This is a genomic window from Blastococcus sp. CT_GayMR20, from assembly GCF_004570345.1.
The window spans coordinates 12,962-37,745 of sequence record NZ_SPQM01000004.1; the positions used below are offsets into that span (position 1 = coordinate 12,962).

17 protein-coding genes are annotated in these 24,784 nt (G+C 69.7%); 4 read left to right on the forward strand and 13 right to left on the reverse strand.

The annotated features are described in order from the left end of the window. Window positions 1–157 precede the first annotated feature (157 nt). Window positions 158–2,329: an acyltransferase family protein gene (locus E4P40_RS01800; RefSeq protein WP_135156944.1), complete on the forward strand. Its 2,172-nt coding sequence runs from the start codon at window positions 158–160 to the stop codon at window positions 2,327–2,329. A gap of 28 nt (window positions 2,330–2,357) precedes the next feature. On the opposite strand, the gene E4P40_RS01805 is transcribed toward E4P40_RS01800, so the two are convergent. From E4P40_RS01805 to E4P40_RS01830, 6 genes are all read right to left on the reverse strand, one after another. After that, a complete protein-coding gene (locus E4P40_RS01805; protein WP_135156946.1) occupies window positions 2,358–5,879 on the reverse strand; it encodes a CHAT domain-containing protein in 3,522 nt (1,173 codons plus the stop codon). A gap of 71 nt (window positions 5,880–5,950) precedes the next feature. Next, window positions 5,951–6,835, reverse strand: a complete 885-nt coding sequence (locus E4P40_RS01810) for an alpha/beta hydrolase (RefSeq protein ID WP_135156948.1) — start codon at window positions 6,833–6,835, stop codon at window positions 5,951–5,953. Next, window positions 6,835–8,445 carry a hypothetical protein gene (locus tag E4P40_RS01815; protein WP_135156950.1) on the reverse strand — a complete coding sequence of 537 codons (1,611 nt, stop codon included), beginning with the start codon at window positions 8,443–8,445 and terminating at the stop codon, window positions 6,835–6,837. Before E4P40_RS01815 ends, E4P40_RS01810 begins: the two co-directional genes overlap by 1 nt. A 277-nt stretch (window positions 8,446–8,722) precedes the next feature. After that, window positions 8,723–9,559, reverse strand: a complete 837-nt coding sequence (locus E4P40_RS01820) for an NAD(P)-dependent oxidoreductase (RefSeq protein WP_167762078.1) — start codon at window positions 9,557–9,559, stop codon at window positions 8,723–8,725. Then, window positions 9,556–10,545 carry a dTDP-glucose 4,6-dehydratase gene (gene rfbB, locus E4P40_RS01825; protein ID WP_245160087.1) on the reverse strand — a complete coding sequence of 330 codons (990 nt, stop codon included), beginning with the start codon at window positions 10,543–10,545 and terminating at the stop codon, window positions 9,556–9,558. The genes E4P40_RS01820 and rfbB overlap by 4 nt, the downstream gene beginning before the upstream one ends. A 62-nt stretch (window positions 10,546–10,607) precedes the next feature. Next, window positions 10,608–11,927 carry a UDP-glucose/GDP-mannose dehydrogenase family protein gene (locus E4P40_RS01830; protein WP_135156954.1) on the reverse strand — a complete coding sequence of 440 codons (1,320 nt, stop codon included), beginning with the start codon at window positions 11,925–11,927 and terminating at the stop codon, window positions 10,608–10,610. Between the two features lie 705 nt (window positions 11,928–12,632). On the opposite strand from E4P40_RS01830, the gene E4P40_RS01835 reads away from it, so the two are divergent. After that, the gene (locus tag E4P40_RS01835; protein ID WP_135156956.1) at window positions 12,633–13,721 is read left to right on the forward strand and encodes an LCP family protein; all 1,089 of its coding nucleotides are present in this window, start codon (window positions 12,633–12,635) and stop codon (window positions 13,719–13,721) included. 323 nt (window positions 13,722–14,044) lie between these two features. Here E4P40_RS01835 and E4P40_RS01840 read toward each other — a convergent pair whose 3' ends face one another. Then, window positions 14,045–14,935: a hypothetical protein gene (locus E4P40_RS01840; protein WP_135156958.1), complete on the reverse strand. Its 891-nt coding sequence runs from the start codon at window positions 14,933–14,935 to the stop codon at window positions 14,045–14,047. 234 nt (window positions 14,936–15,169) lie between these two features. On the opposite strand from E4P40_RS01840, the gene E4P40_RS01845 reads away from it, so the two are divergent. Continuing rightward, complete coding sequence (locus tag E4P40_RS01845; protein WP_135156960.1) at window positions 15,170–15,370, forward strand: hypothetical protein; 201 nt, start codon at window positions 15,170–15,172, stop codon at window positions 15,368–15,370. A gap of 603 nt (window positions 15,371–15,973) precedes the next feature. Here E4P40_RS01845 and E4P40_RS01850 read toward each other — a convergent pair. Then, the gene (locus E4P40_RS01850) at window positions 15,974–16,639 is read right to left on the reverse strand and encodes a hypothetical protein (protein WP_167762079.1); all 666 of its coding nucleotides are present in this window, start codon (window positions 16,637–16,639) and stop codon (window positions 15,974–15,976) included. A 141-nt stretch (window positions 16,640–16,780) separates the two neighbouring features. Between E4P40_RS01850 and E4P40_RS01855 the strand changes: the two genes are divergently transcribed. Continuing rightward, window positions 16,781–16,966 (forward strand): hypothetical protein, encoded by a 186-nt coding sequence (locus tag E4P40_RS01855; RefSeq protein WP_135156964.1) that lies wholly within the window; start codon window positions 16,781–16,783, stop codon window positions 16,964–16,966. An 86-nt stretch (window positions 16,967–17,052) separates the two neighbouring features. On the opposite strand, the gene E4P40_RS01860 is transcribed toward E4P40_RS01855, so the two are convergent. From E4P40_RS01860 to E4P40_RS01880, 5 genes are all read right to left on the reverse strand, one after another. Next, a complete protein-coding gene (locus E4P40_RS01860; RefSeq protein WP_135156965.1) occupies window positions 17,053–17,973 on the reverse strand; it encodes a nucleotide sugar dehydrogenase in 921 nt (306 codons plus the stop codon). 322 nt (window positions 17,974–18,295) lie between these two features. Next, on the reverse strand, window positions 18,296–19,414 hold the full coding sequence (locus E4P40_RS01865; RefSeq protein WP_135156967.1) for a glycosyltransferase family 4 protein: 1,119 nt from the start codon (window positions 19,412–19,414) through the stop codon (window positions 18,296–18,298). A gap of 339 nt (window positions 19,415–19,753) precedes the next feature. Continuing rightward, on the reverse strand, window positions 19,754–21,220 hold the full coding sequence (locus E4P40_RS01870) for an O-antigen ligase family protein (protein WP_135156969.1): 1,467 nt from the start codon (window positions 21,218–21,220) through the stop codon (window positions 19,754–19,756). A gap of 1,152 nt (window positions 21,221–22,372) precedes the next feature. Then, window positions 22,373–23,668: a lipopolysaccharide biosynthesis protein gene (locus E4P40_RS01875; protein WP_135156971.1), complete on the reverse strand. Its 1,296-nt coding sequence runs from the start codon at window positions 23,666–23,668 to the stop codon at window positions 22,373–22,375. Continuing rightward, window positions 23,668–24,759 (reverse strand): glycosyltransferase, encoded by a 1,092-nt coding sequence (locus E4P40_RS01880; RefSeq protein ID WP_135156973.1) that lies wholly within the window; start codon window positions 24,757–24,759, stop codon window positions 23,668–23,670. The genes E4P40_RS01875 and E4P40_RS01880 overlap by 1 nt, the downstream gene beginning before the upstream one ends. Between the last annotated feature and the right edge of the window lie 25 nt (window positions 24,760–24,784).

The window sequence follows — 24,784 nt, forward strand, 5'->3', positions numbered from 1 at the left end:
ACGAGTGACGACAAGGACGTCGTCCGACGACGAAGATCCCTGCTCACAGCAGGAACGACCCAGTATCGGCACCGAGTCGTCTACGGCCGCCCCGCTGACGCGCAGCTGACGGACCGGTCTGGTCCGGGCGAGCGCGAGGTCATCTACGGGGAGAAGCGTGACAACCAAGACTGCCGCCGACTCGCAGGCGCGTCCTCAGGACGCTGCCGCCACCCGGCGGCCGAGCCACTTCCGGCGCGACATCGAGGGTCTGCGGGCTGTCGCGGTCGGCCTGGTGCTCCTCGACCACGTGCTCGGCTGGCCCGCCGGGGGCTTCATCGGCGTCGACGTCTTCTTCGTCATCTCCGGCTTCCTGATCACCGGTCTGCTCGTGCGCGAGCGACGCAAGACCGGCGGGATCTCCTTCCGCGACTTCTACCGGCGCCGCGCCCGACGCCTGATGCCGGCGGCCGTCGCCACCCTGGTCGTCACGAACCTGGCGATGTGGACGCTGTTCCTGGACTTCCGCGCGCTCCAGGCCACCAAGGACTCGATCTGGGCCCTGCTGTTCGGGGCGAACATCCGCTTCGCGCAGGTGGGCACCGACTACTTCCAGACCACGTCACCGCCCTCTCCGGTCCAGCACTTCTGGTCGCTGGCGGTCGAGGAGCAGTTCTACCTCGTCTGGCCGCTGCTCATCCTCGCCGTGTTCGCCGTGGCCGCCCGACGTCGGCGATCGGCGGTGCGGCTGCTGGGCGGGGTGGTGCTCGTCGCGGCCGCGGCCTCGTTCGCCTGGTCGGTGTACGCCACGGACGTCTCCGCCACCACGGCGTACTTCTCCACGTTCGCCCGGGCGTGGGAGCTCGCCGTGGGCGCGGCCGTGGCCCTGGCCGCGGCCCGGCTGCACCGGCTCCCGCACGCACTGCAGGTGGTCGGGGCCTGGGTCGGGCTGGCCGGTGTCATCGCCTCGGCATTCGTCATCGACGTGGCCACGCCGTTCCCGGGCTGGGCGGCCGCGCTCCCCGTCCTGTCCACCGCCCTGATCATCGCCTTCGGCCACGTGCGACAGGGCCCGGGGACGACGTGGGCCCTCGGCAGCGGCGTGATGCGGTACCTCGGCCGCATCTCCTACTCGCTGTACCTGTGGCACTGGCCGGTCGTGGTGATCCTCCGGGACCTCTTCGCCGACTCCCCGGCCCTCTACTACCCGGCGGCGATCGGCGGCGCCCTGTTCCTGGCGAGCGTCTCCTACTACGTCATCGAGCAGCCGGTCCTGCACTCGGGATGGCTGCTCGGCAAGGAACGTGACACGCCGATCCGAGGTTCGGATCGGGTGTTCCGCCGGGCCCGGGCGGTGGCCTTCGGGACGCTGCTGGCCGTCGGCGTGCCGGCGATCGCCCTCGGCGTGCTGTTCCCCCCGGGTCAGCTCAGCCCCCAGCAGGTCGCCGCCGCCGAGCTCGCCGTCGAGGTCTCGCCCGCCGGCGACTCGAGCGACGAACCGGCCGAGGACCCGCTGATCACCGAGATCCGCCAGTCGATCGGGGCGGCCACCTGGCCGACCCTCGACCCGCCGCTCGAGCGGCTGTCCGGCGCCCGGGCGCCGGAGTGGGTCGACGACGAGTGCCTGAACGTCACGCCCTCGCGCGAGGACGAGTGCCGCTACGGTCCGGCGGACGCCGCGAGCACCGCCGTGCTGCTCGGCGACTCCGTCGCGATCAGCTGGCTGCCCGGACTCCGGGAGGCGATGGAGCCGAAGGGGTGGTCTATCCAGCCGCTCACGTTCGAGGAGTGCCCGAACATCGCCGCCGAGGTGAAGCACGGCACGAGCAGCTCGGCCTATCCGGAGTGCACCGAGCACCGGACGTGGGCGCTGCAGCGGATCGCCGAGCTCCGGCCCGACATGGTGATCCTGAGCAACTCCTACGGCGCCCAGCTCCTCGACGAGGACGCCGACGTCTACTCCACCTGGGGCGACGGCCTGGAAGAGGTCGCCGGGCAGATCACGGCCACGGGGGCCAAGGTCGTCGTCCTGGGCATGCCGCCCAGTGGCAAGAGCCTGCAGGAGTGCGTCACCGCCATCAGCGACCCCAGCGACTGCAACGGCCCGCCCTCGGAGGAGTCGCGCCGCCACATCCGCGTGGAGAAGGCGGGAGCCGAGGCCGCCGGAGCCACGTACGTGGACCCGACGCCGTGGTTCTGCTTCCGGAACACCTGCCCGGCGGTCGTGGGGAGCACCCCGGTGTTCAGCGAGGGTGTGCACCTGACCCCGCAGTACTCCCGGAAGCTGGCTCCGCAGCTGGAGAGGTCGCTGCTGGGCGACCCGGCGGCGCCTGCATCTCCGGCAGGTTGACCGACACTCACGCCACGCGGCCCGCCGGTCAGAGGGCCGTGCTCGTGTGACCGGTGAACACGAATCCGGCCCACGCGTCCGTTCCCCCGAAGTCGCGGCCGTCGGGCTCCAGAGCGCTCAGCTCTGCGTCCAGGAGGCGGTGGGCTGCATCCGGCACCCGCCCGTCCGCGCGCATCCGCCGCAGTCGGTTGCGCAGCTCCACATTCGTGGCGTCGCGCATCTGATCCTGGGCGTCGGCGAGTGCCGCAGCCGGGTCCTGGCCGAGTGTCGGCTGACCGTAGAGCAGGGTGACGAGAATCAAGGTCGACAGATCCGGAACCTGCCACAAGGACGAGATGACGCCATCTACTCCGGCGGCGAAGAACGTCGAGCCCAGGGCGATGACTTCGTCGGGCGCCCCGGCGCCGGGGACACCGGTCTCGCACGCAGACAGGACAGCTAGACGCACGGCGCTGAGGTCCATGCCGGCGAGCCGTTCGACGGTGAGCATGGCGTCATCGCGAAGCACGACTCCACTCGCGCTCGGTCGAAAGAGGTCGGCGCGGCCATGACAGGCGATGTGCACCGTGCGGTGCGTCGGCAGCGCCTCGAGCACTGCGTCGAGCGTGGCCTGAGTGCCGGGAAGTAGCAGGGCACCGTCTGCCCCCGCCGCGGCCACCGCCACCGCCGCCTCCGCAGCCGCGAACGGCAGCGCCGGCTCGCTGGTGGGATGGGGGTCGACGATTGCGAGAACCGTGCTGGGCCCGGCAGGGGTCGGTTGCCGTCGGGCGGTGACGACGGACAGCGCGGTGGGGGCGTACTCCACCACATGCTTGCCGACGAAGCTCCACTCCCCCGCGACCGTGCGTGCGGCGTGCACCGGGAGAAACGCCAGCGCGCCCGTGGGAACGACGGTCAATCGGCCGGGAGGCAGAGCGGCCACGGCTGGCGAGATCGCCTCACCGAGCCATGCACCGATGCGGTCCAGCGTGCGCTGCCACGCCTTGGGGTTCGCCGACGCCCCGGTGGCCGCCATGTGGAGCGCCCGCGCCCGCCCTCCGACCGCCTCCTCGCTCAGGCCTGCCAGTTCCACTGTCGTCACGTTGCGCCCGGCCGGGTCGATGAGCAGACCGAGCCCGTCACCCGGAGCCGGCACGAGGTAGAGCAGGGGCTGCGTCATCGCCGATGCGACGACCTCGAACCCGACCCCGGCCAGTGCCGCACTCTGCGACCCCCTGCTCAGAGAATCGAGCAGGAGCAGCCCGCGCGCCCGCTCCAGAGCCATGACGGCCTCCTCGGCGCGGCCACACCGGGTCAGCGCTTGCGCGGCTCGGGTCGCGACGCCAAAGCCTTCGGCCAGCCAGTTCTCCTTCGCGGAGACGGCCCGGTTTCCCTCGACCAGGTCGCGCAGGGCCCCGATCGCGGCGCCGTACGCGGTGGCGGCGGACTCCCAGTCCTCGACCGCCGCCGCCCGATGTCCCCAGTCCCAGGCAACGCGCAGCTGGGCTTCCGGGGACGAGTTCGAGGCCCACCTGACGGCGCGTGCACTCCAGCGGGCCGCCCGACGGAGCTCGGACGACCTGACGGACTCCGATCCCCGCCGCAGGGCGCGGCGTTGAACGGCGGCCGCGAGCTGGTTCGCTGCATAGACCCGGTTGGGAAGGGTGCGTTCGAGATGGCGGACGGCGACGCACAGCAGGCGGATCGACTCCTCGATGGCCTCCCCGTCGTCCCCGAGACGCAGCAGGGCCATCCCGAGGTTGAGGGACGCCACACCCCGCTGAATCGGCGCATCGAGCGCGAGCACCTGGCGCCAGTCCAACATCGCCGCCTCGAGATCTGCGAGGTCTGAGGACCTTTTCCAGAGATCGTCGCGGACCGAGGCCCGGATGCTCAGTGCCGCAGCCAGCGTCTCGGGATCGGTTCCGACGGCGAGGGAAACCGCCTCCTCTGCCATGCGTCGGGCGGTGGCGAGATCTTCGCCGTCAGGAAGGCGCTGCGCTCGCATGCGGAGTGCGGCGATGGAGTTGCTCAGCGTGCGCACGCGCTGCTCGGGGGGCGCCTCGCCGGACTCGCCGACCGCGTCCAGCGACGCCGCAACCGCGGCACTGAGCGCCTCGAGATCTCCGTACGTCTCGTAGTAGAGCAACAGGAGTGCACCCACCGAACTCCACGCGGTCGCTCGGTCGAGCTTGTCGATGCCTGGCTGGTTCACGGCCGTCCGTGCCGCATCGAGAGCGACATCGAGATCCGTCCTGTTCCCTCGCGCGACGAAGCGCTCGTACAGGGCCACAGCGAGTTCGTTGCTGCGCCTGCTGAGCGCTGGTCCGTCGTCCAGAGCAACCGCGGCGCGCAGGAGCGAGATGCGCACATCGAGTCGCCGGTCGGGCTCCAGACCGGACGCGGGCTCGACCACGGCACCGGCCAGCCCGTGGAGCCGCTCCGCCACTGCGCGGGCCTCGGGGTCACCAGTGAGCCGGCGCAGTGCCTCGACCCCGAGATCGACAAGATCCGAGGCGCGGCGGCTCACCTCCGGCTCGAGCGCGTCCAGCAGCCGGGCAGCCACGGAACCGGCCCCCGGCTCGATCATGGTGTTCGTCGCCGAGACGACGTCGTCGAGGCTCCCCCGCTCGATGTAGCGGGCCAGCAGGGCGGTGGCCAGCCCGGCGCGGACCTCCGGCGGCACGGGCTCCGCCTCCGCCAGCGCTCGCTGGAAGGCCTCGGTGGCGACGTCCAGCCAGGAGGGTGACGGTGCCTGCAGGGACGCCAGATGGCCGGTCCAGGCAGCCCGACCTCGCAGCTCGAGAGCCCGTACCCGGAGGCTCGTCCCCGGCGGCTCGGCCGCCGCGACCTCGCTGAGCTGAGTCGCTACCTGCTCGAGCGAGTCAGGGCCCTCGTACCCCATGAGGACCGCGGCCTCGAGTTTCCAGGCCGGGAAGTCCGGAGCCGACGGATGGGTGAGGCCTAGCGTGCCGTCCAACAGGGTCTTGGCTCGTTGGAGATCAGCGGGCTGGCCGAAGACGTCGTAGCGCTGCCTGAGCGCTACGGCGAGCCGCCCGGCGAACCGGGACAGGCGAGGATCGAGATGCAGGCGGCAGTGCGTCGGCCGGGCGTCGTCGCTACGGAAGGCCGCGAAGACCTGCTCGAGCAGACCGATCAGGTGATCCAAGGTCTGCGGATCCGGCCGCTCGACGAGCGCCGCATCGTGCAGCGCCACACCGTCGCTCAGTAGGCTGAGCCGCAGTGCGGTCGGCAAGCGCTCGAGCCGGTCGGACATCGCCTCGGTGATCCACGCCTCCTCGGCCTGGAACAACGCCTCGGCGTCGCCTCCCAGCCATCCGGCGAACGCTGTGTCGATGCCGGCCAGTCCTGGCGCGAGGTCAGCGGGCGCGGCCTCGCGAAGCGCTCGGGCGTGGGTCGCGAACGCCTGCTCGACGCCACGCGCCGCAGCCGACGACAGCGCCTCGGCGAGACTCCGGTGTGCGTCGGCGCCAGCCACGTCACCCGAGGACTCGTCGAGCGTGGCCCACGCCTGGAGGCCGGCCGCGGCGCCTGAGAGCGAGAGCAGCATGGGCAGGTCGTGCCACGTAGTGACGTCGCGCGCTACGCACAGGTCAGGATGCGAGAGCGCCAGTGGCGCACTCATCCGAGCAGAGCGTCGTGGATCCTCTTAGCCACCACGCGATCGGAGAGATAGCCGGAGATGCCGTGCTGGTTCGGGGTGCCGTTGTCGACTCCGCCGTAGTTCTCCACCTCTGGCTGGACCGGGAAATGCCCAGGGTCGAGCGGGTGCAGCGCCACGACATCGTGCTCGTCGTAGGCGTTGAACCAGTCGATGACACCCTCCGGCCTGCTTACGGGAGCCAACGCTTCCACGACCGGACGGACGCCCAACGGGGACCCCACCGTGATGAGGCTCGGTACGGTCCACTTCTCGGCGGCGGCCCTCCGCTGCAGCACGTTGTAGGCGATGACCGAACCGAGGGAGTGACCGACGACCACGCACTCTTCGGCGTCCGCGAAGGCCTCCAGCACACCCTGCTCGATCCGGGTCTGGATTCCAGGGCTGTTGAGATAGTCGTAGACGTCGCGGGTGGCCAAGGCCAAGGTTGCTGCGCCGGCGCCGGGAACCTTCTCGATGACCCGCAGGGCAGCAAGGACCCAGGGCCAGTTCTGCGGTCCCATCTCCACAAGCTCGCCGTCCGGCATGTGCGCTCTGATGTCCTCGTCGCTGATGTTGTATGTCGCGACAGCGTCCTCCACGACCGCTCCGAGGAAGGCCTTCTCCGCGGCGTCCGCGTCCCCCGCGCTCTGGATGACGACCTGGGCCGAGACCGCCTCCGGGTCTGCCGACAGATCTCTCAAGGCGTCGCCGTAGAAGGGGAAACGGACCGAGTCCTCGAGGACCTTCAACTCGAGGTCTGCACGGCGGAATCCCTCCTGGAGGGCGTCCAGCCACTGCAACTTGAGCTGCTCGTCCCTCCGTCCCTGCTGGGAACGGCCGTGGACGAACACCAGGGTTCGCATCAGAGGCTTCCTTCCGTGTCGATGTACTCCCGGAGTTGCTCGAAGCTCCCCGGACCGAACAAGGTCCATGGAGATTGCACCCGCCGCGGAACAGCAGGCCGGTCGGCGATGCCATCCGCCCCCAGCAGCGCCCACCCGCGGGAGAGGAGCGGCAGTGGGGGGACTGGCGGGGCGGTGAGGTCCTCGGCAAGCAGCGCCACGTCGAAAGGCGTCTCGCCGTCCTCGGTCATGGCGAGCAGTTGCGGCAAGAGATCCCGCCGACCGCTGTCGACCAGGCCATACGCGACGTAGACCGCAAAGGCAGGATCGTCTCGAACAGCCGGCCGCCAAGTGCCCAGGGCGCCGGCCGGTGGATACTCCTGCCACCAAGGGACACCGAACCGGGTGGTCCCCGCTATTCGCGCCCGGACCGCATCGAATGCATCGCCCATTGGCTGCGTCGCCGGTTCCGCGCTCGACGACACCGGTCTGTAGCGGACGTCCACCAGCACGCCCTCCTCCAGAGTCAGCGTTGCGGTTCGCCCACGGAAGACGGGGAGGACGGCGCATCGGCCCGTGGAGAAGGACAACAGCATCGAGCCGGCCTGGGCATCGTCGGGCAGGAGCACCTGGACGCCGCCGCCTTCCGCTTCCCAGAGAATGCCCGCGCTGTAGACGCTGACGAGGTCGTCACCGACGACGTGCAGGGCCGCCGAGATCTCAACCTCCGGCGGTGGGCGCATCTGCACGAGACGCCCTTCGGCCTTCGCTGCCGCGCTCTCCGCTGGGGCCACGACCCTCCGGAGGCGCATGATCCAGTCCACAACTGCCGGGCCACGGCGACCGGGGGACTCCGGCGGCGCCTCGAGCCGTGACACCCACCGGTCGGGATCGGACACGATGGCCGCGTCGGGAACCTGTATGACCGCGTCCGCTGTGCCCAGCTCGTCCATCCGGGAGGCGACGAGGGCGGGAAGTGCCCGGCTCAGGGTCCGCGCTCGCACGACGTCGTACGACTCTTGCCCCATGTCGACGCGTTCCAGGAGGTCCGCGTAGTCCCCGGCGAGTGCCTCTGCCACCACCTCCGAATAGACCGGGCGGAACCCGGTCGGGTCCGTCGAGGGAGCAATCTGCCTGGCTACTTCAGCCAGTCGGCACGCATACATGAAGTCGACCTCATTGCGACGACCCACGTTGAGAGGACTGGGGAAGATCACCGAGCCATCCATGTCGCTCATCTGCACGGTCGTCGTGGCGGAACGACACGCATCGGAGATGAATACGACGTGCGGAATCGTGCCGCGCTCAGCCAGCCGCCTGCTCTTCTCGAGGTTGACTGCCTCGTTGGGGTTCTGCGGGGCGCCGGACAGGAGCCACATGTCGCCGTCGTTGTAGACGCCGTGTCCGCAGAAGTAGACGATCAACTGCCTGACGGTCAGCAGGCGCGTCAGCTTGTCCACAGCGTTGTAGACGTCGACGGTTCTTACCGGCTCCCCGTCCGTGTCGGTCAACGTGATGACGAGCTCGTCCGGAAGACTCTGCGTCCTGGCCCATTCCTGCATGGCCTTGATGCCATCGGGCACAGCAGGAAGCTCCGGAAGACCGGACTTCTGCACGCCGATCAACAGCACAGCGCGGTCCATACGCCCCCCATGGCGCTGCCAATCTCAGCAGTCCTCCGCAATGCGACTGACTCCGTGGGCTTGAGGACATCGGCCAGCCTGTAATCCAATTCCTCAGTGCCGTGCCGCGACCGTAGGGCCGATCGCTGGAACGAGGAAGCCGTTCTCGCACGGTGGTTTCCATGTCGAGCCTGGACCACATCGCACTGATTCGGCTCGACGCCCTGAGTAGCCGCGCCCTACCGGTGGTCGGTCCTCTCCAGAGTCGGAGCCTTCTGCCGACACCTCAGCGGAGGTAGTCGGCGAGCGCGATCCGCCAGTCGCGCGGTAGGAAGCCGGCGGCCTTGATCCTCGCCAGGTCCAGGACGCTGTTGAGCGGACGCGCGGCGGCCTGCGGCTTGTCGGCGAAGTACGTCTCGGTGCTCGTGCGGCTCACGTCCGACGCGGAGCGTCCCCGCGCCTCGAAGACCGCGGCTGCGACGTCAGCCCAGGACCCGGGGTCGCCGTCGTTGGTCAGGTTGTACGTGCCGTAGGGGGCCCGCGTTTCCAGCAGATGGGCAATTCCGGCAGCGAGGTCGCGGGTGAAGGTCGGCCGCCCGATCTGGTCGTCGACGACCGTGGGTGAGACACCGCGGTCGGCCAGGTCCGCCATGGTGCGCACGAAGTTGCCGCCGTCCCCGACGACCCACGTCGTGCGCACGAGGTAGTGCTTGGTCACGTACGAGGCCTGGGCGTCGCCATCGGCCTTGGTCCGGCCGTAGACGGACAGCGGGTTGGGCGGCCAGTCCTCCGGGTGCGGGCCCTCGTGCCTTCCGTCGAAGACGTACTCGCTGGAGATGTGCACGAGGGTGGCGCCGCAGGTCCGGACGGCGCGCGCGAGGTACCCGACGGCGTCGACGTTGGCCGCGCGGACGGCGTCGAGGTTGGCGGGGTCCTCGGCTGCATCCACCGCCGTCCAAGCCGCGGCGTTGAGGACGACGTCGACGTCGGCCCACCGGTAATCGCGAACAGCACGCGCGTCGGTGACGTCGAGCTTCGAGCGGTCGAGCGCAACCGCGTCGGGGAACTGCTGCTGCAGGGCCCGGCCGAGCTGGCCGTCCGCCCCGACGATGACGGTGGTCACTGGCCGCGGGCTGCGTATTTCGCCTCGACCTGCTCCTTGAGCGGGCCCCACCAGGCCTCGTTCTCGCGGTACCAGTCGATCGTGGCGGCCAGGCCGTCGCGGAAGTCGGTGTACTGCGGCTTCCAGCCCAGCTCGTCGCGCAGCTTGGTGGCGTCGATGGCGTAGCGCAGGTCGTGACCGGCGCGGTCGGTGACGTGGTCGAACGCGTCGGCCGGCTGGCCCAGCAGTCGCAGGATCAGCGTGAGCACCTCGAGGTTGTTCTTCTCGCCGTCGGCGCCGATCAGGTAGGTCTCGCCGCTGCGGCCGCGCTCGAGGATCGCGTGGACGGCGGAGTTGTGGTCGTCGACGTGGATCCAGTCGCGGACGTTCTCGCCCTTGCCGTACAGCTTGGGCCGCAGCCCGGACAGCACGTTGGTGATCTGCCGCGGGATGAACTTCTCCACGTGCTGGTACGGCCCGTAGTTGTTGGAGCAGTTCGAAATGGTGGCGTGGATGCCGAAGGAGCGCACCCAGGCCCGAACGAGCAGATCCGAGCCGGCCTTGGTCGAGGAGTACGGGCTCGACGGGTTGTACGGCGTCTCGGGCGTGAACTTCTTCGGGTCGTGGAGCTCGAGGTCGCCGTAGACCTCGTCGGTGGAGATGTGGTGCAGCCGGACGCCGTGCTTCCGGACCGCCTCGAGGATCGTGTACGTGCCGATGATGTTGGTCTGCAGGAACGGCGAGGGGTCGGCGAGGGAGTTGTCGTTGTGGCTCTCGGCCGCGAAGTGCACGACGACGTCGGAACGGCTCACCAGCTCGTCGACGAGCGGCGCGTCGGCGACCGATCCGTGCACGAACTCGATCCCCTCCCGCACCGGTGCCAGCGACGCCTCGTTGCCCGCGTAGGTCAGCGCGTCCAGGACGGTGATCTCGTGCTCGGGGTGGTGGCGGCGCGTGTAGTGGACGAAGTTCGCGCCGATGAACCCGGCGCCTCCGGTGACGAGCATGCGCATCGTCGTTGCAACCTCCGCTGTCGGGTGAGAGCTCGAGGTTAGTTCCCCTGCACGGGTCACCCCGCGCGACGCCCCAGGGCGCGGTAGGACCAGCCGGCGGCCAGCCACGCCTCGCGGTCGAGCGCGTTTCGCCCGTCGAGCACCCGCTTCTGCGCCACGACCGTGCCGAAGGCGACGGGGTCCAGTTCCCGGTACTCCCGCCACTCGGTGAGCACGAGAACGGCGTCGGCACGCTCGGCGGCTTCCTCGGCGGTGTCCGCGTAGTCGAGCTGCGGCCACTGCCTCCGGCTGTTCTCCACGGCGGCGGGATCGGTCACGCGGACAACCGCACCTTGCAACTGCAGCTGTGCGGCCACGTTGAGCGCCGGAGAGTCGCGGATGTCGTCGCTGTCGGGCTTGAAGGCGGCACCGAGGACGGCGACCCGCTTGCCCAGCAAGGATCCGTCGCAGACCTCGCGGGCCAGTTCGACCATGCGGATGCGTCGGCGCATGTTGATGTTGTCGACCTCGCGCAGGAACGTCAGCGCCTGGTCCGCGCCCAGCTCCCCCGCGCGTGCCATGAAGGCGCGGATGTCCTTGGGCAGGCAGCCGCCGCCGAAGCCGAGGCCGGCATTGAGGAACTTCCGCCCGATCCGGTCGTCGTAGCCGATGGCGTCGGCGAGCTGCTTCACGTCGGCACCGGTCGCCTCGCAGAGCTCGGCCATCGCGTTGATGAAGGAGATCTTGGTGGCGAGGAAGGAATTGGCGGCCGTCTTGACCATCTCCGCCGTCGCGTAGTCCGTCTCGACCTTCGGCACCCCCCTCGCGACGATCGGGGCGTACACCTCGTCCAGCAGCGCCTGGGCGGCTCCGGCGTCCCTCCCGGCGGGAAGTCCGTAGACCAGCCGGTCGGGGTGCAGGGTGTCCCGGACGGCGAAGCCCTCGCGCAGGAACTCAGGGTTCCAGGCGAGCAACGACCCGGGCACCTTCTCCTGGAACATCGCCGCCAGCCGCGCGGCCGTGCCGACGGGCACGGTGGACTTGCCGGCGACGAGCTCTCCCGGCTCCAGGACCTCGAGCAGGGACTCGGCGGCAGTCTGCACGAACCGCAGGTCGGCTCCGTACTCCCCGTGCTTCTGTGGGGTCCCGACGCAGACGAAGTGCACGCGCGCACCGGCGGCCGCGTTGATGTCCGTGCTGAAGCTGAGACTGCCCGAGGCCAGGCTGTGCTCCAACAGGTCCTGGAAGCCGGGCTCGTAGAAGGGTGATCGACCGCGCGAGAGCGCCTGCACCTTGCGCTCGTCGACATCGACGCCGACGACCTCGTGCCCCAGCTCGACGAGTGAGGCGGCGTGGACGGCGCCGAGGTATCCGCAACCGACGACTGAGATGCGCATACCCACCTCCCCCACGGCTTCCGAGGCCTCGCTACGAGTGGATCACGCTCGAATGTCCTCCGCAGGTCAACGAGCGCCGCTGCACCGCAGCACAGTTGCATCCAGATCCCGCCGAAATTTTTCCAAAGACCAGGAGTGAACAACGGCACTCCGGGGCATAACGGGCCGTTAACGGAACAACCACCTACTTCGCATCCCCCGGGACCGACAGGTGCCGGGCAGTCACGAGGATCGGGCAGATGACCTGGGTCGTGGTCGCAGCGGTGAGCTGGGTGGTCGTCGGCGCCGTCGTCGCCCTGATCATCGGTCGCTCCGTCCGCCTGGCGGACGCCAGAGCCGCCGCGGCCTCTGAGGCCGGCGCGGCCCTCACCGCGGCGGACGAGGAGTTCCTGTCGCGGCCTGAAGCCGTCACCGCGGGCGAACCGGTGCAGCCACCGCGACCGCCGGCGGAACGTCCCCGAGGCGGCATCCACGAGACCGCCCATGGTCACGGCGGGGCCGGCCTTCCGCCCACTCGGCGCACGAGGCCCACGCAACAGCGCGTCCCCCTGGTGGGGCAGCCGGCGAGCGCCCGGAAGCACGGACGGTCCTGAACCGGCTGCCGGGACGCTGAGCGAGCCTCACCCGGGCGGGTGGCAGCCACCCGCCGCCTGAGCTGCACACACGTACCCTCGAACCGACAGTTCGGCAGACGGGGGTCCGGCCATGCGCAGCGACGACGCGGGGGTTTCCGCGCGCCCCGGGCCGGACGACCTGCCCGACACGAATGCGCCGGAGCGCTCTCGCCGCCGCCATGTCCTGCGCAGGGCCCTCATCAGCCTCGGCGTCCTGAGTCTCGTCCTGGCCGTCGCCATCGGCGGTGGGCTGTGGTTCCTCAGCGAGCGGTACGTCGGGAACATCGACCGCATCGCGAACGTCTTCGAGGACCTGGACGAGGAGGCCCGCCCCGCGCCGGCGACTCCCGCGGCCCCGGTGGCCGAGGAGCCGGTGACGTTCTTGCTCATCGGCTCGGACACGCGTGGGGAGACGCTGGCCGGTGAGGATCCGGACGGCCGATCGGACGCGATCATGCTGGCCCGCTTCAGCGGCGACCGGCAGCACGCGCAGCTGGTGTCCATCCCTCGGGACTCGTGGGTCGACATCCCCGGCCACGGCCGCAACAAGATCAATGCCGCGTACGCGTTCGGTGGCCCCACCTTGTTGATCCAGACCATCGAGCAGCTCACCCAGGTGCGCATCGACCACTACGTGGCGATCGACTTCGACGGCATCACCCAGGTGACCGACGACCTCGGCGGCGTCGACGTGATGGTCGCGGAGACGACGACGCACGGTCCGTACACCTTTCCTGCTGGCATGAACCACCTCAACGGTGACCAGGCGCGCTGGTACCTCGGGCAGCGCTACGGCCTGGAGGGCGGCGACTTCGACCGGGTGAAGCGCCAGCAGCAGTACCTGCGCTCGATGTTCAGCAAGCTGTTCAGCGCCGACACGTTCACCGACCCGGGTCGGCTGGACTCGGCGATGATCGCCGTCACCAGCGCCGTGAGCATCGACGACACCCTCGGCAACGGCGACCTGCTCGCCCTCGCCTATTCGATGCGGAACGTGACGCCGGAGAACGTCGAGTTCTTCACCGCGCCGGTGCTGGGCACCGGCATGGAGGGTCCGGCCAGCGTGGTCTACCTCGACATGGTCACCGCTGAGCGCATGTGGACCTACCTGCGCACCGACTCGCTCGCGGCGAACGCGGCCGAGTTCGGAAACCAGGCGCTTCCCGACGTGCCTCGCTGAGCGGCGCTGCCGTGCGCAGCACCGACGGCGTTACGCGGGCTGGAAAACCTGAGCGTTCGCCTTCGCGCCGCACGCTTGGCACCGGTGGTAGCTGCGAACAACGGGACGCCACCGCGGGTTGAGTCGGTCGAGTCCGGTCCGCAACTGCGTCGATTCCATGACGACGACGTGGTCGCTGGCACACAGGCCGCACGGCTGGTCACTCGTCCCGATCTGCGCTCGACGCCACATACGGTCAGGATGCCTCAACAGAGTGTCAACGGATCGATAGCCGAGGTGTGTCTGCGACGTCCTGGGTCGTCAGTGACTGTTGCAGTGCGACGTCAGCGAATCTCAGGCGCTGACCCGCCCGGGACGCGCTCCGGCAGTTCAAGGGTGAGCACGTCGGCGGACCGGCGCAGGGCCCAGGCTCCCGGAAGCACGAGGCGCGGCGCCACACCCGCAAGAACCGCGAGGAGGAAGGCGACCCCGGCGAGCGCCTCGCCGGATTCCTCGATGAACGTCGCTCCCACTGCCCAGCTACTGGCGACCCCGGCGGCACCGGCGGCGACGCCGGAGAGCGCCGAGAGTCCGACGGACGCGATGCCATAGAAGGCGAGTACTCCGAGGACCCGGCGCCGGTCACGGCGCTCGGTCCGGCTGAGGAAGCCGAGAACCGCGAGGACGGCGCCGGCGAGGAGGACGCTCACGAGGAGGGCGCCCCGCCCCCCGACCGCGCCGGAGAGAGCGCTGAAGGCGTCGGCGTGCACAGTTCCACCGGCCTTGACCGCGGCGATCCCGCCGCCGACCAGCGCGACCGTGGTCCACCACGTGCGGCGGCCAGGATGCACTCCCGCGCCGGCGACCGCGGCCATTGCGGCGGCGGCGAAGAGGGCCGCGACGTACATCCGCGGCAGTGAGAAGGGCGCGTCCATCGACAAGGCGCGGAGAGAGTTCTCCGCGCCGGTCAGGCGGACGACGTAGCCGCCGGTCTCCAGGACGACGGCGAGGCCGAACAAGGCGAGCCCGAACGTCGGCACGGGAATGGCCCGACGGCGTAATACGGGAGCCGGCTGCGGTGCAGTCGAACGCTTACCGGCGATGAGACCGGAGAGCGGTTCCGTCCGTCCCTCGAGCATGTCGGCCCGCCGGATCCCACGACCGATCAGCACACCGAAGACGACGGCGACGACCATCCACACCGCGAGGCCACCCAGGACCCAGACCCACCACACAGGTGCTCCATCGGCAGGCGGAGCGGCGAACGTGAACACACCGTCACGATGTCCTGACAACCGTTCCGCCGAACCTCGACACGCGCGGCCGGTCGTGGGTCGTGGGCACTGGAAACCTCACGGATCCCAAGCGTCGCGCGCGACCGTCCTCGCCGACCGGTGTTTGTCCGGACGCCAAGACGGAGGTGGGCTCAGCCGACGGGAGCGGGTGTCTCCGTCGGAGTCGTAGTCTCCGTGGCCGTCGTCTCGGCCGCAGTGGCCTCGGTCGGCGTGGACGTCTCGGTCGGCGTCGAAGTCTCCGTTGGAGCGGCCGTCTCCGTCGGAGTGCTTGTCTCCGCCGGCGGCGTCGTGGTGACGGGGGTGCTCGTCTCCACAGGCGGCGTGGTCGTCTCAGCCGGCGGCGTCGTGGTCTCGGCGGGCGGCGTCGTCGTCTGAGCGGGCGGCGTCGTGGTGACAGTTTCGGTGGCTGTCTGAGTGACCGTCTCGGTAGCGGTCTGCGTCGTCGTCTCGCCTGAAGGTGCGGGAGCCCCCGTAGTCGTGGCAGCCGTTGGGGCGCTGGTTCCGGTCGCTCGGGGAGTTCCCGGAAGACCCGACGGGGCCGCCGTCGACGTCGAAGCCGCCGTGCTTGCGCCAGCGAAGAGCGCGCTGCGCCCAGGGGCTGCGGGGCCGTCTGGCTGTCTGACATCGATCGTCGCACCGGCCGGATCAGGGGCCCTCGATGCACCACCCGGTGTGAGCGCCGCTGCTGTGCCCCCTGCGGCGCTCGACGCAAGGTCGTCCAGCGCTCCGTATCCACCGAGCGGGTGATCGCCGAGCACACCACGGTTCAGCGCGAGGGGAAGAAGCGCGAGAAAGATCGCCAGGGAGGTGCCGATCAGCGCCACGGCCCAACGCGGTGCGCCGCTTCGCCCCCGTGGTCTCATGGCGGGAGAGGCTATGGGACAAATGGTGCCTATGGGGTTCCGGTCGCTCCGCTGATTTCGACGAGAGCCAGATCCGCCGGCCTGCAGGTAACCAGCAGATACCGCCCGTGAGCGGTCAGATGCCGTCCGCGTTGTCCACGTCCGCTTTGGCCGATGACCTGTCGCCCAGCACCGACTCCTGACCCCCTAACCGTCGGAGCAACGGCAGCAGCGCCGCCACGATCAGTTCAGCCACTTCCTCATGAACTTCGACGGGTTGCCCGATCGGATCACGAATGTCGTCGCCTTCGTCGCTAGCCCGGTGCCGTCGGGCGGTCGTCAACCGTTGCACAACCTGTCGGGCACGCTCACCCGATGGCGCCCCTGAGAACTCGACCTCTGGGACATCGGCCTCCTCCGATCGTGAGAGCAGCGCGGCGGCCTCACGTAGCGCAAAGGTTCGAGCCATCGCCCGAGGGGCGAGGGTGAGCACGGCATTCCGATGCGCGCGGGTCATGGTCAGCACGAGATCGGCCCGATCCACATGCTCCGCCCTGAGCTGCCGGGCTCGGAAGTCCCCGGCCTCGACGCCGAAGCCACGCAGCACCAGAGCGCTGTCGGGATGCATGGCCGATCCGACGACCGCCCGAGTCCCTGCGCTGGCGACGTGGAGGATGCCGACGTCCTGCCCTAGCGTCTCCTCCAGCCACGCGCGCCCCAGCCGCTCGGCGAACGCCGACCGGCAGATGTTGCCGGTGCAGACGAGCAGGATCCTGAACGGGTCCTGATGGGCGGCTGGCACCTGACCAGTGTGGGCGAGTGCTCGACTCACCGTCCGGTCGGCCTACCCCGCAGGGTGACCAGTGACGAGCCGTTCCGTTCGGCAGGTTCTGCCTGCGTGGCGAACGGTGGGACGGCTGCCTCGCTCCGTAGAACTACCGACATGACCTGGCTGCTGCTCGTCGCGCTCGCCTGGACGGCGCTGGCGCTGCCATTCGGCCTGCTGCTCGGTCGCGGCATGCGGGTCGCCGACCGCCGCGACGCCGTGCGGCTGCAGAGCCGCATCCCCGACTTCATTCCCGCAGAGCTCCTGGCGGCAGTTGCTGCTCAGCAACGCCAGCGCGGCTGACCGCGTCTGCCTCAAGCGCCACATCGCCCGCGAGATCCACCACGCCCTCGTCGCTCGGCGGGGCATCGAAGCATCTCAGTCGACCGTCAGAGTCGGTCGACGCTCTCGCCGCGCAGGACCCCTCGGGTATCGAAGACTGCGACGCCGTCGAGTGCACCAGCGATGCACTCGTCGTGGGCCTGCAGCAGAACGACGATGTCGGCGTCCCGCATCGCCTGCCGCAGATCCGACTCCCCCTTGAGCAGCCGCTCCGGGTCACCGTGCTCCGCGGCATTCCTGACGGTTACGTACGGGTCGTGGAACCGCAGGTCGGCGCCCCTGTCCAAGAGCTTCATGGCAAGCGGCACCGCGGGCGACTCGCGCTCGTCGGCGATGTTGGTCTTGTAGGTGACCCCGAGGAGCAGGACGGTCGACCCTCGGACGGCTTTGCCGTCGTCGTTGAGCCGGTCCTGGATGCGGCGGGCCACGTAGGCCGGCATGCCCGCGTTGACCTCCTGTGCCAGCTCCACGAACCGGAACGGGTAGTGCAGTCGTGCCTGAACGGTGTGCGACAGGTAGTTCGGGTCGATCGGGATGCAATGGCCACCCACCCCCGGCCCCGGGTAGAACGCCTGGAAACCGAACGGCTTGGTCTTGGCGCACTCGATGACGTTCCACAGGTCGATGCCGAGCTCGTGGGAGAACCGGGCCATCTCGTTCACCAGCGCGATGTTGATGTGCCGGTAGGTGTTCTCCAGCAGTTTGGCCATCTCGGCCTCGCGAGTGCCCTTGGCCGGGACCACGGTGTCGATGAAACTGGCGTAGAAGTCGACAGCGCGCCGCGTGCAGTCGGGCGTGACGCCGCCGACGACCTTCGGGGTGTTCTTGATGCCGTAGACCTTGTTGCCGGGGTCGACGCGCTCGGGCGAGAAGGCCAGGTTCAGCACCGCGCCCACCCGGAGGCCGCCGACCTCGATCAACGGCTGGAAGAACTCCTTGGTCGTGCCGGGGTAGGTCGTGGACTCCATGGAGAGGCACGCGGGTGGACGAGGGTCGCCGGTTCACCCCCCCAACCGCTGGTCAGGCGGTCACTTCGGCTCGCCCAGTCGAGTCGCCGATGCCGACGACGCAGCGGACGTCCATGTCAGCCAGCGCCGAGACCGGTCCCAGACGTCGCCGCCCGCTGCGGCAGGAGTGACGGGTCCGGGCGGACGTCGTCCAGGAACCCGACGAACGTCCATGTCGGTGTGATGCTGTCGTTGCCGTGACGATGTCGAGCATCTCGTGCCCATGGCCGCCGGTCCCAATGATGCGGGCGTCCGCGGGCGTCGCTGCGGCCCTCCGGCGAGCTCAGCCAGTGGTCCAGAGTCGCGCGTAGCGGTCCCAGACGACGCGCTGGTTGAACTCATGCACCACGCGGGCCCGCGCTGCGGCGCCCATGTCGGCCCGGAGCCCGGGATCGTCCACGAGGCGATGCAGCGCCGCGTCGAGCGCTTCAGCGTCGCCTCGGGGCACCACGAGACCGGTGATGCCGTCGATCACGCTGTCCCGCGCGCCGGTGGCGTCTGTCGTGACGACTGGCAAGCCGCTCGCTGCAGCCTCGAGGACCACGTTGGGGAAGCCCTCCCTGCGGGTCGGCAGCACGAGGACGTCCATGGCTTCGTACCACGGGCGCGTGTCGCTCACGAACCCCGTCACGTGGACGCTGCTCGCCGCCAGTCGAGCCTCGTGCTGCTGCCTCAGGCTGATGTCTTCGAAGTCCCCGACGACGACCAGCGTGACGTCTGCCCGCCGGCCGACACCTCCGGCTACGGCGAGCAGGTCCTCGAGGCCCTTGTCCGGGGCGAGCCTGCCGACGAAACCGATGACCACGGTGTCCGGTGGCGCGCCGACGCTCTCCCGCGCGGCAGTTCTCGCCTCCTGAGTGGGCGGGCGGAAGCGCTCGCAGTCCACGCCGTTGCTGCTCCCGGACCCCAGCACGGATACCCGCTCGCTCGACACCGCCCGCAGCTCTCGCAGCTCGCCGGCGAGGCTCGGGCTGACGGCGACGACGTGGTGTGCGGCTCGGCAGCTCACGACCTCCAGCGCAGTGAGCAGGAGCCGTGTCGCGCCGGTGGCTCCTTCCAGTCGCAGTCCGCGCTGGAGGTAGAACCTGCGCGGGACTCCAGCGAGGGCGGCAGCGAGGCCGACCAGGAGGCCGGCCTTGGGCGTGCTGACGACGGTGACCTCGGGGCGAACACGGCGCAGGAGGCGCACGAGGCGCACGAGCGCCAGCGCATCGCGCCACGCCTGCGGCTCGCGGCGCATGGCCACGGCGTGGATCGTCACCCGTGGGTCGATGGAGGCCAGCGCCTCCCCTGGCGAGCACACCAGGTGGACGTCATGGCCCTTGTCGACGAGATCGGAGAGCTGGCCGGCGAGGAAGGCCTTCGCTGTCACCGGCGCCGTGACAGCGTGGAGTATCCGCACACGGGCACGCTAGCGGGTGCGACTCCCGGCCCCCGAGCCCCCGCTCACCACCAGTCGAGCGGCTAACGCCTGACGCCTGCTCTGGGCGACGCTGCTCGAGCGGAGCCGGAGGGACTCGGAGTGGCTCGATGCGCTCACGACGAAGTTGCAACGGCCGCGTCTCGTCACCTTCGAGGGTGAGATCGTCCTCGGCGCTGAGGCACGAACGCGTGGGACCGGCCACTACAGCGCAGGCTCGGTCCGGCGCCTACCTTGGGCGGATTCTCGACGACTAGCACCACGTCAACCTCGCCTTCGCCGCAGCTCGCGAGGCCGCGCCGTTCCCAGCGCTCTGGACGTTCACGAGGACCCGTCTGATCTATCGATCTTCGAGTTGCCATGTCGCGACCGCGACGCTTCCGACCGCCGAACGCCCGACCCAGTACCGACGGATGACCGCGAGCGGTCGGACAGGCGCCGGCTCGGTGCAGCAGACCCACCCGGTCCAGCGGGTCGTGCGGCGAGTTTCGGCGGCAAGTCCTCGGAGTCGACCACCGCCAACTCCCGGTCGCGGAGCAAGAAGATGGCCAGCATGAGCGGCAGCAGGAAGCCCCGGGGGTACATGTAAGTGGTGGTCAAGTTGATGCCGACGAACGCGGTCAGCACGCCGAGGGCACACACCGCCGCGACAGGGGCCTTCCTGCGACTCGCCAGGGCCACCGCCGCAACTGCAACGATGAAGACGATCCAGCCCAGAAGGGGCAGGATCCCGGTCTCGGCCCACAGCAGCAGTGGCACCACGTGCACACCTTGGGCGTAGATCGACTCTGGTATGAACAGGCCGGGACCGATGCCCGTCAGCATGTGGTCGCCAACGACCCGCCAACCCTCATCGATCAGGTCGAGCCGGATCTCGGCACTCCCCACTGAGTCGACACCGCCTTGGCGCAACGGAGACGTCACCCGCTCCGTGAACGCCTGTCCATACGTGCTGGCTGTGCGACGGTCCACCTCGCTAACCACCCCGTACATCAGCGCCAGGCCCGCGACGAGGGCCGACGCCACTCGAACCGTGACTCCGCGCTGCAGTTGGTCGCGAAGGAGCGGCAGAGACAGCAGGTGGAGGACTGCGACGACGGCGACAGCGGCGATCGCTATCAGGCTCCCGGAGCCCGAGCGCGTGATGATGAGCGCCACCCCAACGGTTCCCAGCAGCAGCATGGCCTTCCGGATCGTGATGTGCCGCCGGACTGTGAGGTAGTAGACGATCGGCACAGCCGCCGCGGCCATCCTGGACAACTCCCCGATGCCCGAGAACAAGCCCTGCCGTCCCGCGTACGTCGAAATCAGCCAGCCTTGCTCGGTAAGGGTGGCAGCGAGCGAAGGCAAGAACACCAGGATGCCCAGGCCGAGCATGACCGACGCCGCGAGGCCGTAGAGGAACGCCTTCGCAGCGCTGACGATCTCCCGCTCGCTCTGCTGGGTGAGCACTGCCGGCAACAGCCAGAAGCCGACCGCGTACTGGCTGGTCAGAGCGATTGTGGCTGCCGACGACGCCATTTGGTTGAACAGGGCGGAGGCGAGCGTCCCAACGACCAGCAAGGCGCCAGGGATCGCGAAGACCGTGAACCACACGCCGCTGCGGCGCCGTGGCGGTCGCCTGGGCACCCGCTTGAACAGGACCACAAGCGCACCGGCGATAAGAAGAGCGTCCCCGACGCTGAACCCCACACCGGGCAGAACGAGCACCCGCATGAACGGCGTGAGGAACACCCCGGCCAAGAAGATCCGCTGCCCTGTCATCCCGGCACCGTAGCCCGAGGTCATCGCGAAACGTCTGTGGACGCCGCTCCGGTCTCCGGCTGTCGTTGCTCGAGGGACGACCGTTGCCACAGGGCCCGAGGCTGAGCTGACGGCGCGGTCAGGCCGTCTGAGGGGTCGCGCGCCGGTGCCGGCGCTGCCTCATGTGGCCGAGCGTCCTTGGCGAGTCGATAGGCCGTCTGGTATGCGCGACCTACGGGGTAGGCTGACACTCTCCCAGAGGACGCGCCCGGCACGTCGAGCGCGTAGCGGTTCGACATGCTGCCGAGCGAACCGAGCCACGCGAAGAGTAGATCGAGACGCGTGTAGTCGGAGGTCTTCGTCCTCCGCCAGTTGCGAAGTCCCGCCCGGAGTGGGCGCGCGTATGCGCTGTGCCTGCCCAGGGGAGAGTCCACGACCAGTGACTCGACGGTCGAGCCGGTCTCGCCGCGCAGCCACTCGCCGTACTTGTGTTGCCTCGAGCGCAGGCGATCAGCACTTGTGTCCCGGACTCCGTCGTACCGCGTGCCTGTGCGGGACCACGGGACGTCCCTCAAGGCAGGGTGCAGCTCGGCGAGCAGCGTGCGGTAGTGCACGTCACCGCGCTGCTGCGGCGGCAGCTGCCACATGGCCGAGTACACCGGAGGGGCGGTGAACGCCTGGTACAGCGAAAAGGGGATGGAGCGCGGACGACATGGTGACCTGCAGCAGCCGGCGCAAGTAGTGCCGTTGCTGCTCCAGCTCCCGGGGCTGCCACTCCTCTCGAGTCCCGGCTGACGGTCGCCACGCGGTCGACTCGCCGCGCAGGGCCGTGCGCAGCGACCGGGTGTTGAGGGCTGGAAAGACTCCGAAGGGATCCACGACCCGCGGCTTGGTCGCTGGCAGGGCCGAGATGTGCCTCCCGGAGTACTCAACCCGGCCGATGGAGTCCCCGTAGGTGCCCGCGACGACCAGGTGCAGGTCATCCATCTGAGCGACGTCAGGCAGACCGTGCAGGTGCAGGGGCGAAACCTCGGCGCCAGCGTCCGCCATGAGCAGGAGGTTCCGTCGCAGCAGGGCGGGTGTCAGCTCGATGTGCCGCCACTGCCAGCCGAGAGCGCGGGCCAGGGACTCGGCGTAGACAGCTGCCCGGCTTCCAGCCGCCCCTCCCACGTGTTACTCACCATGCGAGGCAGCCTCTCACCTCGACGTGGGGTGTGGCTCATCACGTCTCTGCGCGTGCTGCGGGCGCGACCGGGCGTTCGCCCAGACCCCGACGAGCACGGCCACCGAAGCGGACAGGGCCGCCGAGGCAGCGGCACCACGCAGACCGAAGGACGGAATCAAGACGCTGTTGGCGGCCACGCTCGTTGCCAGGGCGAGGGCCGTGACGCGTGTCTGCACGTTCGTGTTGTGGTGCAGCTGAGCCACGATGTTGACGTACTGGTAGCGATAGGCCGTCAAGCCGAACGCCCCGATGAGCAGCCCGACCGTCAGCGGGTCACCCAGACGGAGGTCCTCTCCGATCATCACCACGGAGAGCGCCGGCCAGGCTGCGAACAGCAGCACGCACACGGCCGCACTCGACAGGGCCGCCCGGCGGCGGAGCAAGCGCAGATGCGCCTGCCGATCTTGGGACTCCAGCTGGGCGAAGAGCCTGGGGACGGCGACCAGGCCCACCAGACCCGTCACCAGGGTGATGACGCCGCACAGGATGTCGAACGTCGGGGCGTAGAGGGCAACCTCCTCCTTGCCGCGCAACGCCAGCAGGATGAACCGGTCGACGTAGAGCATCGAGAGGCTGAGCCCGTAGTTGAGGATGAGCGGGCGGCCGTACTGCCACCAGGGCTGCAGGTCCGCGCGCCGGGAGTGGGGCCCCGACACGGCCCGCCACGTCGACGCCGTCGCCAACAGGCTCGAGGCCAGGATCCCGCCCAGGATCCAGCTGAGCTGGACGTCATCGGCGAGTGCACCCGTCAGGGCGACGATGAGGACGAACGCCCCGTTCCGCAGCACGCCTGCGACGATGAACGCTCGCGGGAGGATGCGGGCTCTCAGGAGGATCCACCTGGTGGTGAAGGCGGATTCCGCGAGCGCGTAGGCGACGCAGAAGGCGACGGTCAGCCATGCGCTGCCAAGCGTGACGGCAGCGATGGCACCTGTCAGCAACGCCACGACGGGAGCGTTGCGCAACCAGGCGGTGACCGTCGCCCGGTGCAGCCGACTGGGATCCTCCGCTGGCGCGAAGCGGAGCACCGCCGCGTCGAGCCACTGCGACGGCACGGTCGAGCCGATCGATACGGCGGTGATCACGAGGACGAACGTCCCGTACTCCACCGGGCTAAGAAGGCGCGTGAGCAGCGGGGTCGCGGCGAGGCCCAACGCGGCGACCACAAGCCGCCCGGCGCCCATCGTGAACCCGGCGCGTCTTGTCGCCTGGAGCAGCTTCGAGGCGGCGGGCCGTCCGGCAACTGGTTCTCGCCGGTTCCGCTCCATCAGCGGAGCGTCCCGCGCGACTTCTCCTCGACGAGGCGCTGCAGCGCCTCGTGCCATCGCTGCATCACCGGAGTGAGGTCGTGGCGCGCGCATGTCGCCTGCTGCGCCGCGAGTGCCTCCTCGGTGCGCAGCGCCGCGTCGGTGCCCATAAGGGCGCGCATGCGCTCAGCCAACGCGGCGCTGTCTCCCGGTGGCGCCAACCGGCCCTCGGGCAGGAGCTCGGCCAGGTCCCCGACGTCGCTGGCGACCATGGGCATGCCGCACGCCAGGGCTTCCAGAGCAGCGTTGGGGGAGCCCTCCCACCGCGAGCTGAGGACGAAGCCGTCGTAGTCGTCGAGGGAGCTGTGCCAGTCGAAGGTGAAACCGCGCAGGTGGATCGCGTGGCCCAATTGCCGGTCTTCGATCAGGCGCTCCAGTGCCTGGGCGCCCGGGCCCTCGCCGAAGATGTCCAGGGTGGCGAGATGACCGGCCTGGATCAGCTGGGACATCGACTCGACCAGCAGGTCGTAGCCCTTGGCGTCCGTCAGCCGGCCCACCGCGATCCATCGGAAGGGGCTAGCCGCCTGCCTCGGCCTGACCGTCGCCGGGACGGTGTCTGCGAGGGCGTTGTGGATCACTTGCGACCGCTGCGGATCGCTGAGGCCCGCCGCGGCGTACTTCTCCAGCGACTGGGAGGCGTTGAACACCGTCATGGCATCCGCCCGCCGGCTGATCCGCATCAGGAGACGACGCGGTCCACTGGGCAGGGCGGAGGTCCCGACGCAGGAGATCAGCGGGAGGCGAGTGCCGACGGTCGTGACGCGAGCAGCGAGCACCGCTGGTCCGTTGAAGGCGAGAAGCGCGTCAGCCCGCCAGGTGCGCAGGAAGCGGCGCAGTTTCGCGGGGCTGGACAGGAGTTGGCGGCCCGTGAAGTCGAGCCGGATCCGCTGGGTGCCGGTCGGCAAGGGGTGCTCGACGCTCCCCTGCCCCAGCGAGCGCATCGTGATGACGCAGACGTCATGGCCGAAGGCGGGCAGGTGCTCGGTGAGCAGCTGGATCTGGCGTTCCGCGCCGCCGCCGCCCATCGTGGGCACCAGCACGGCAATCCTCATCGATGTCCTTCCGGAAGCGCGAGCC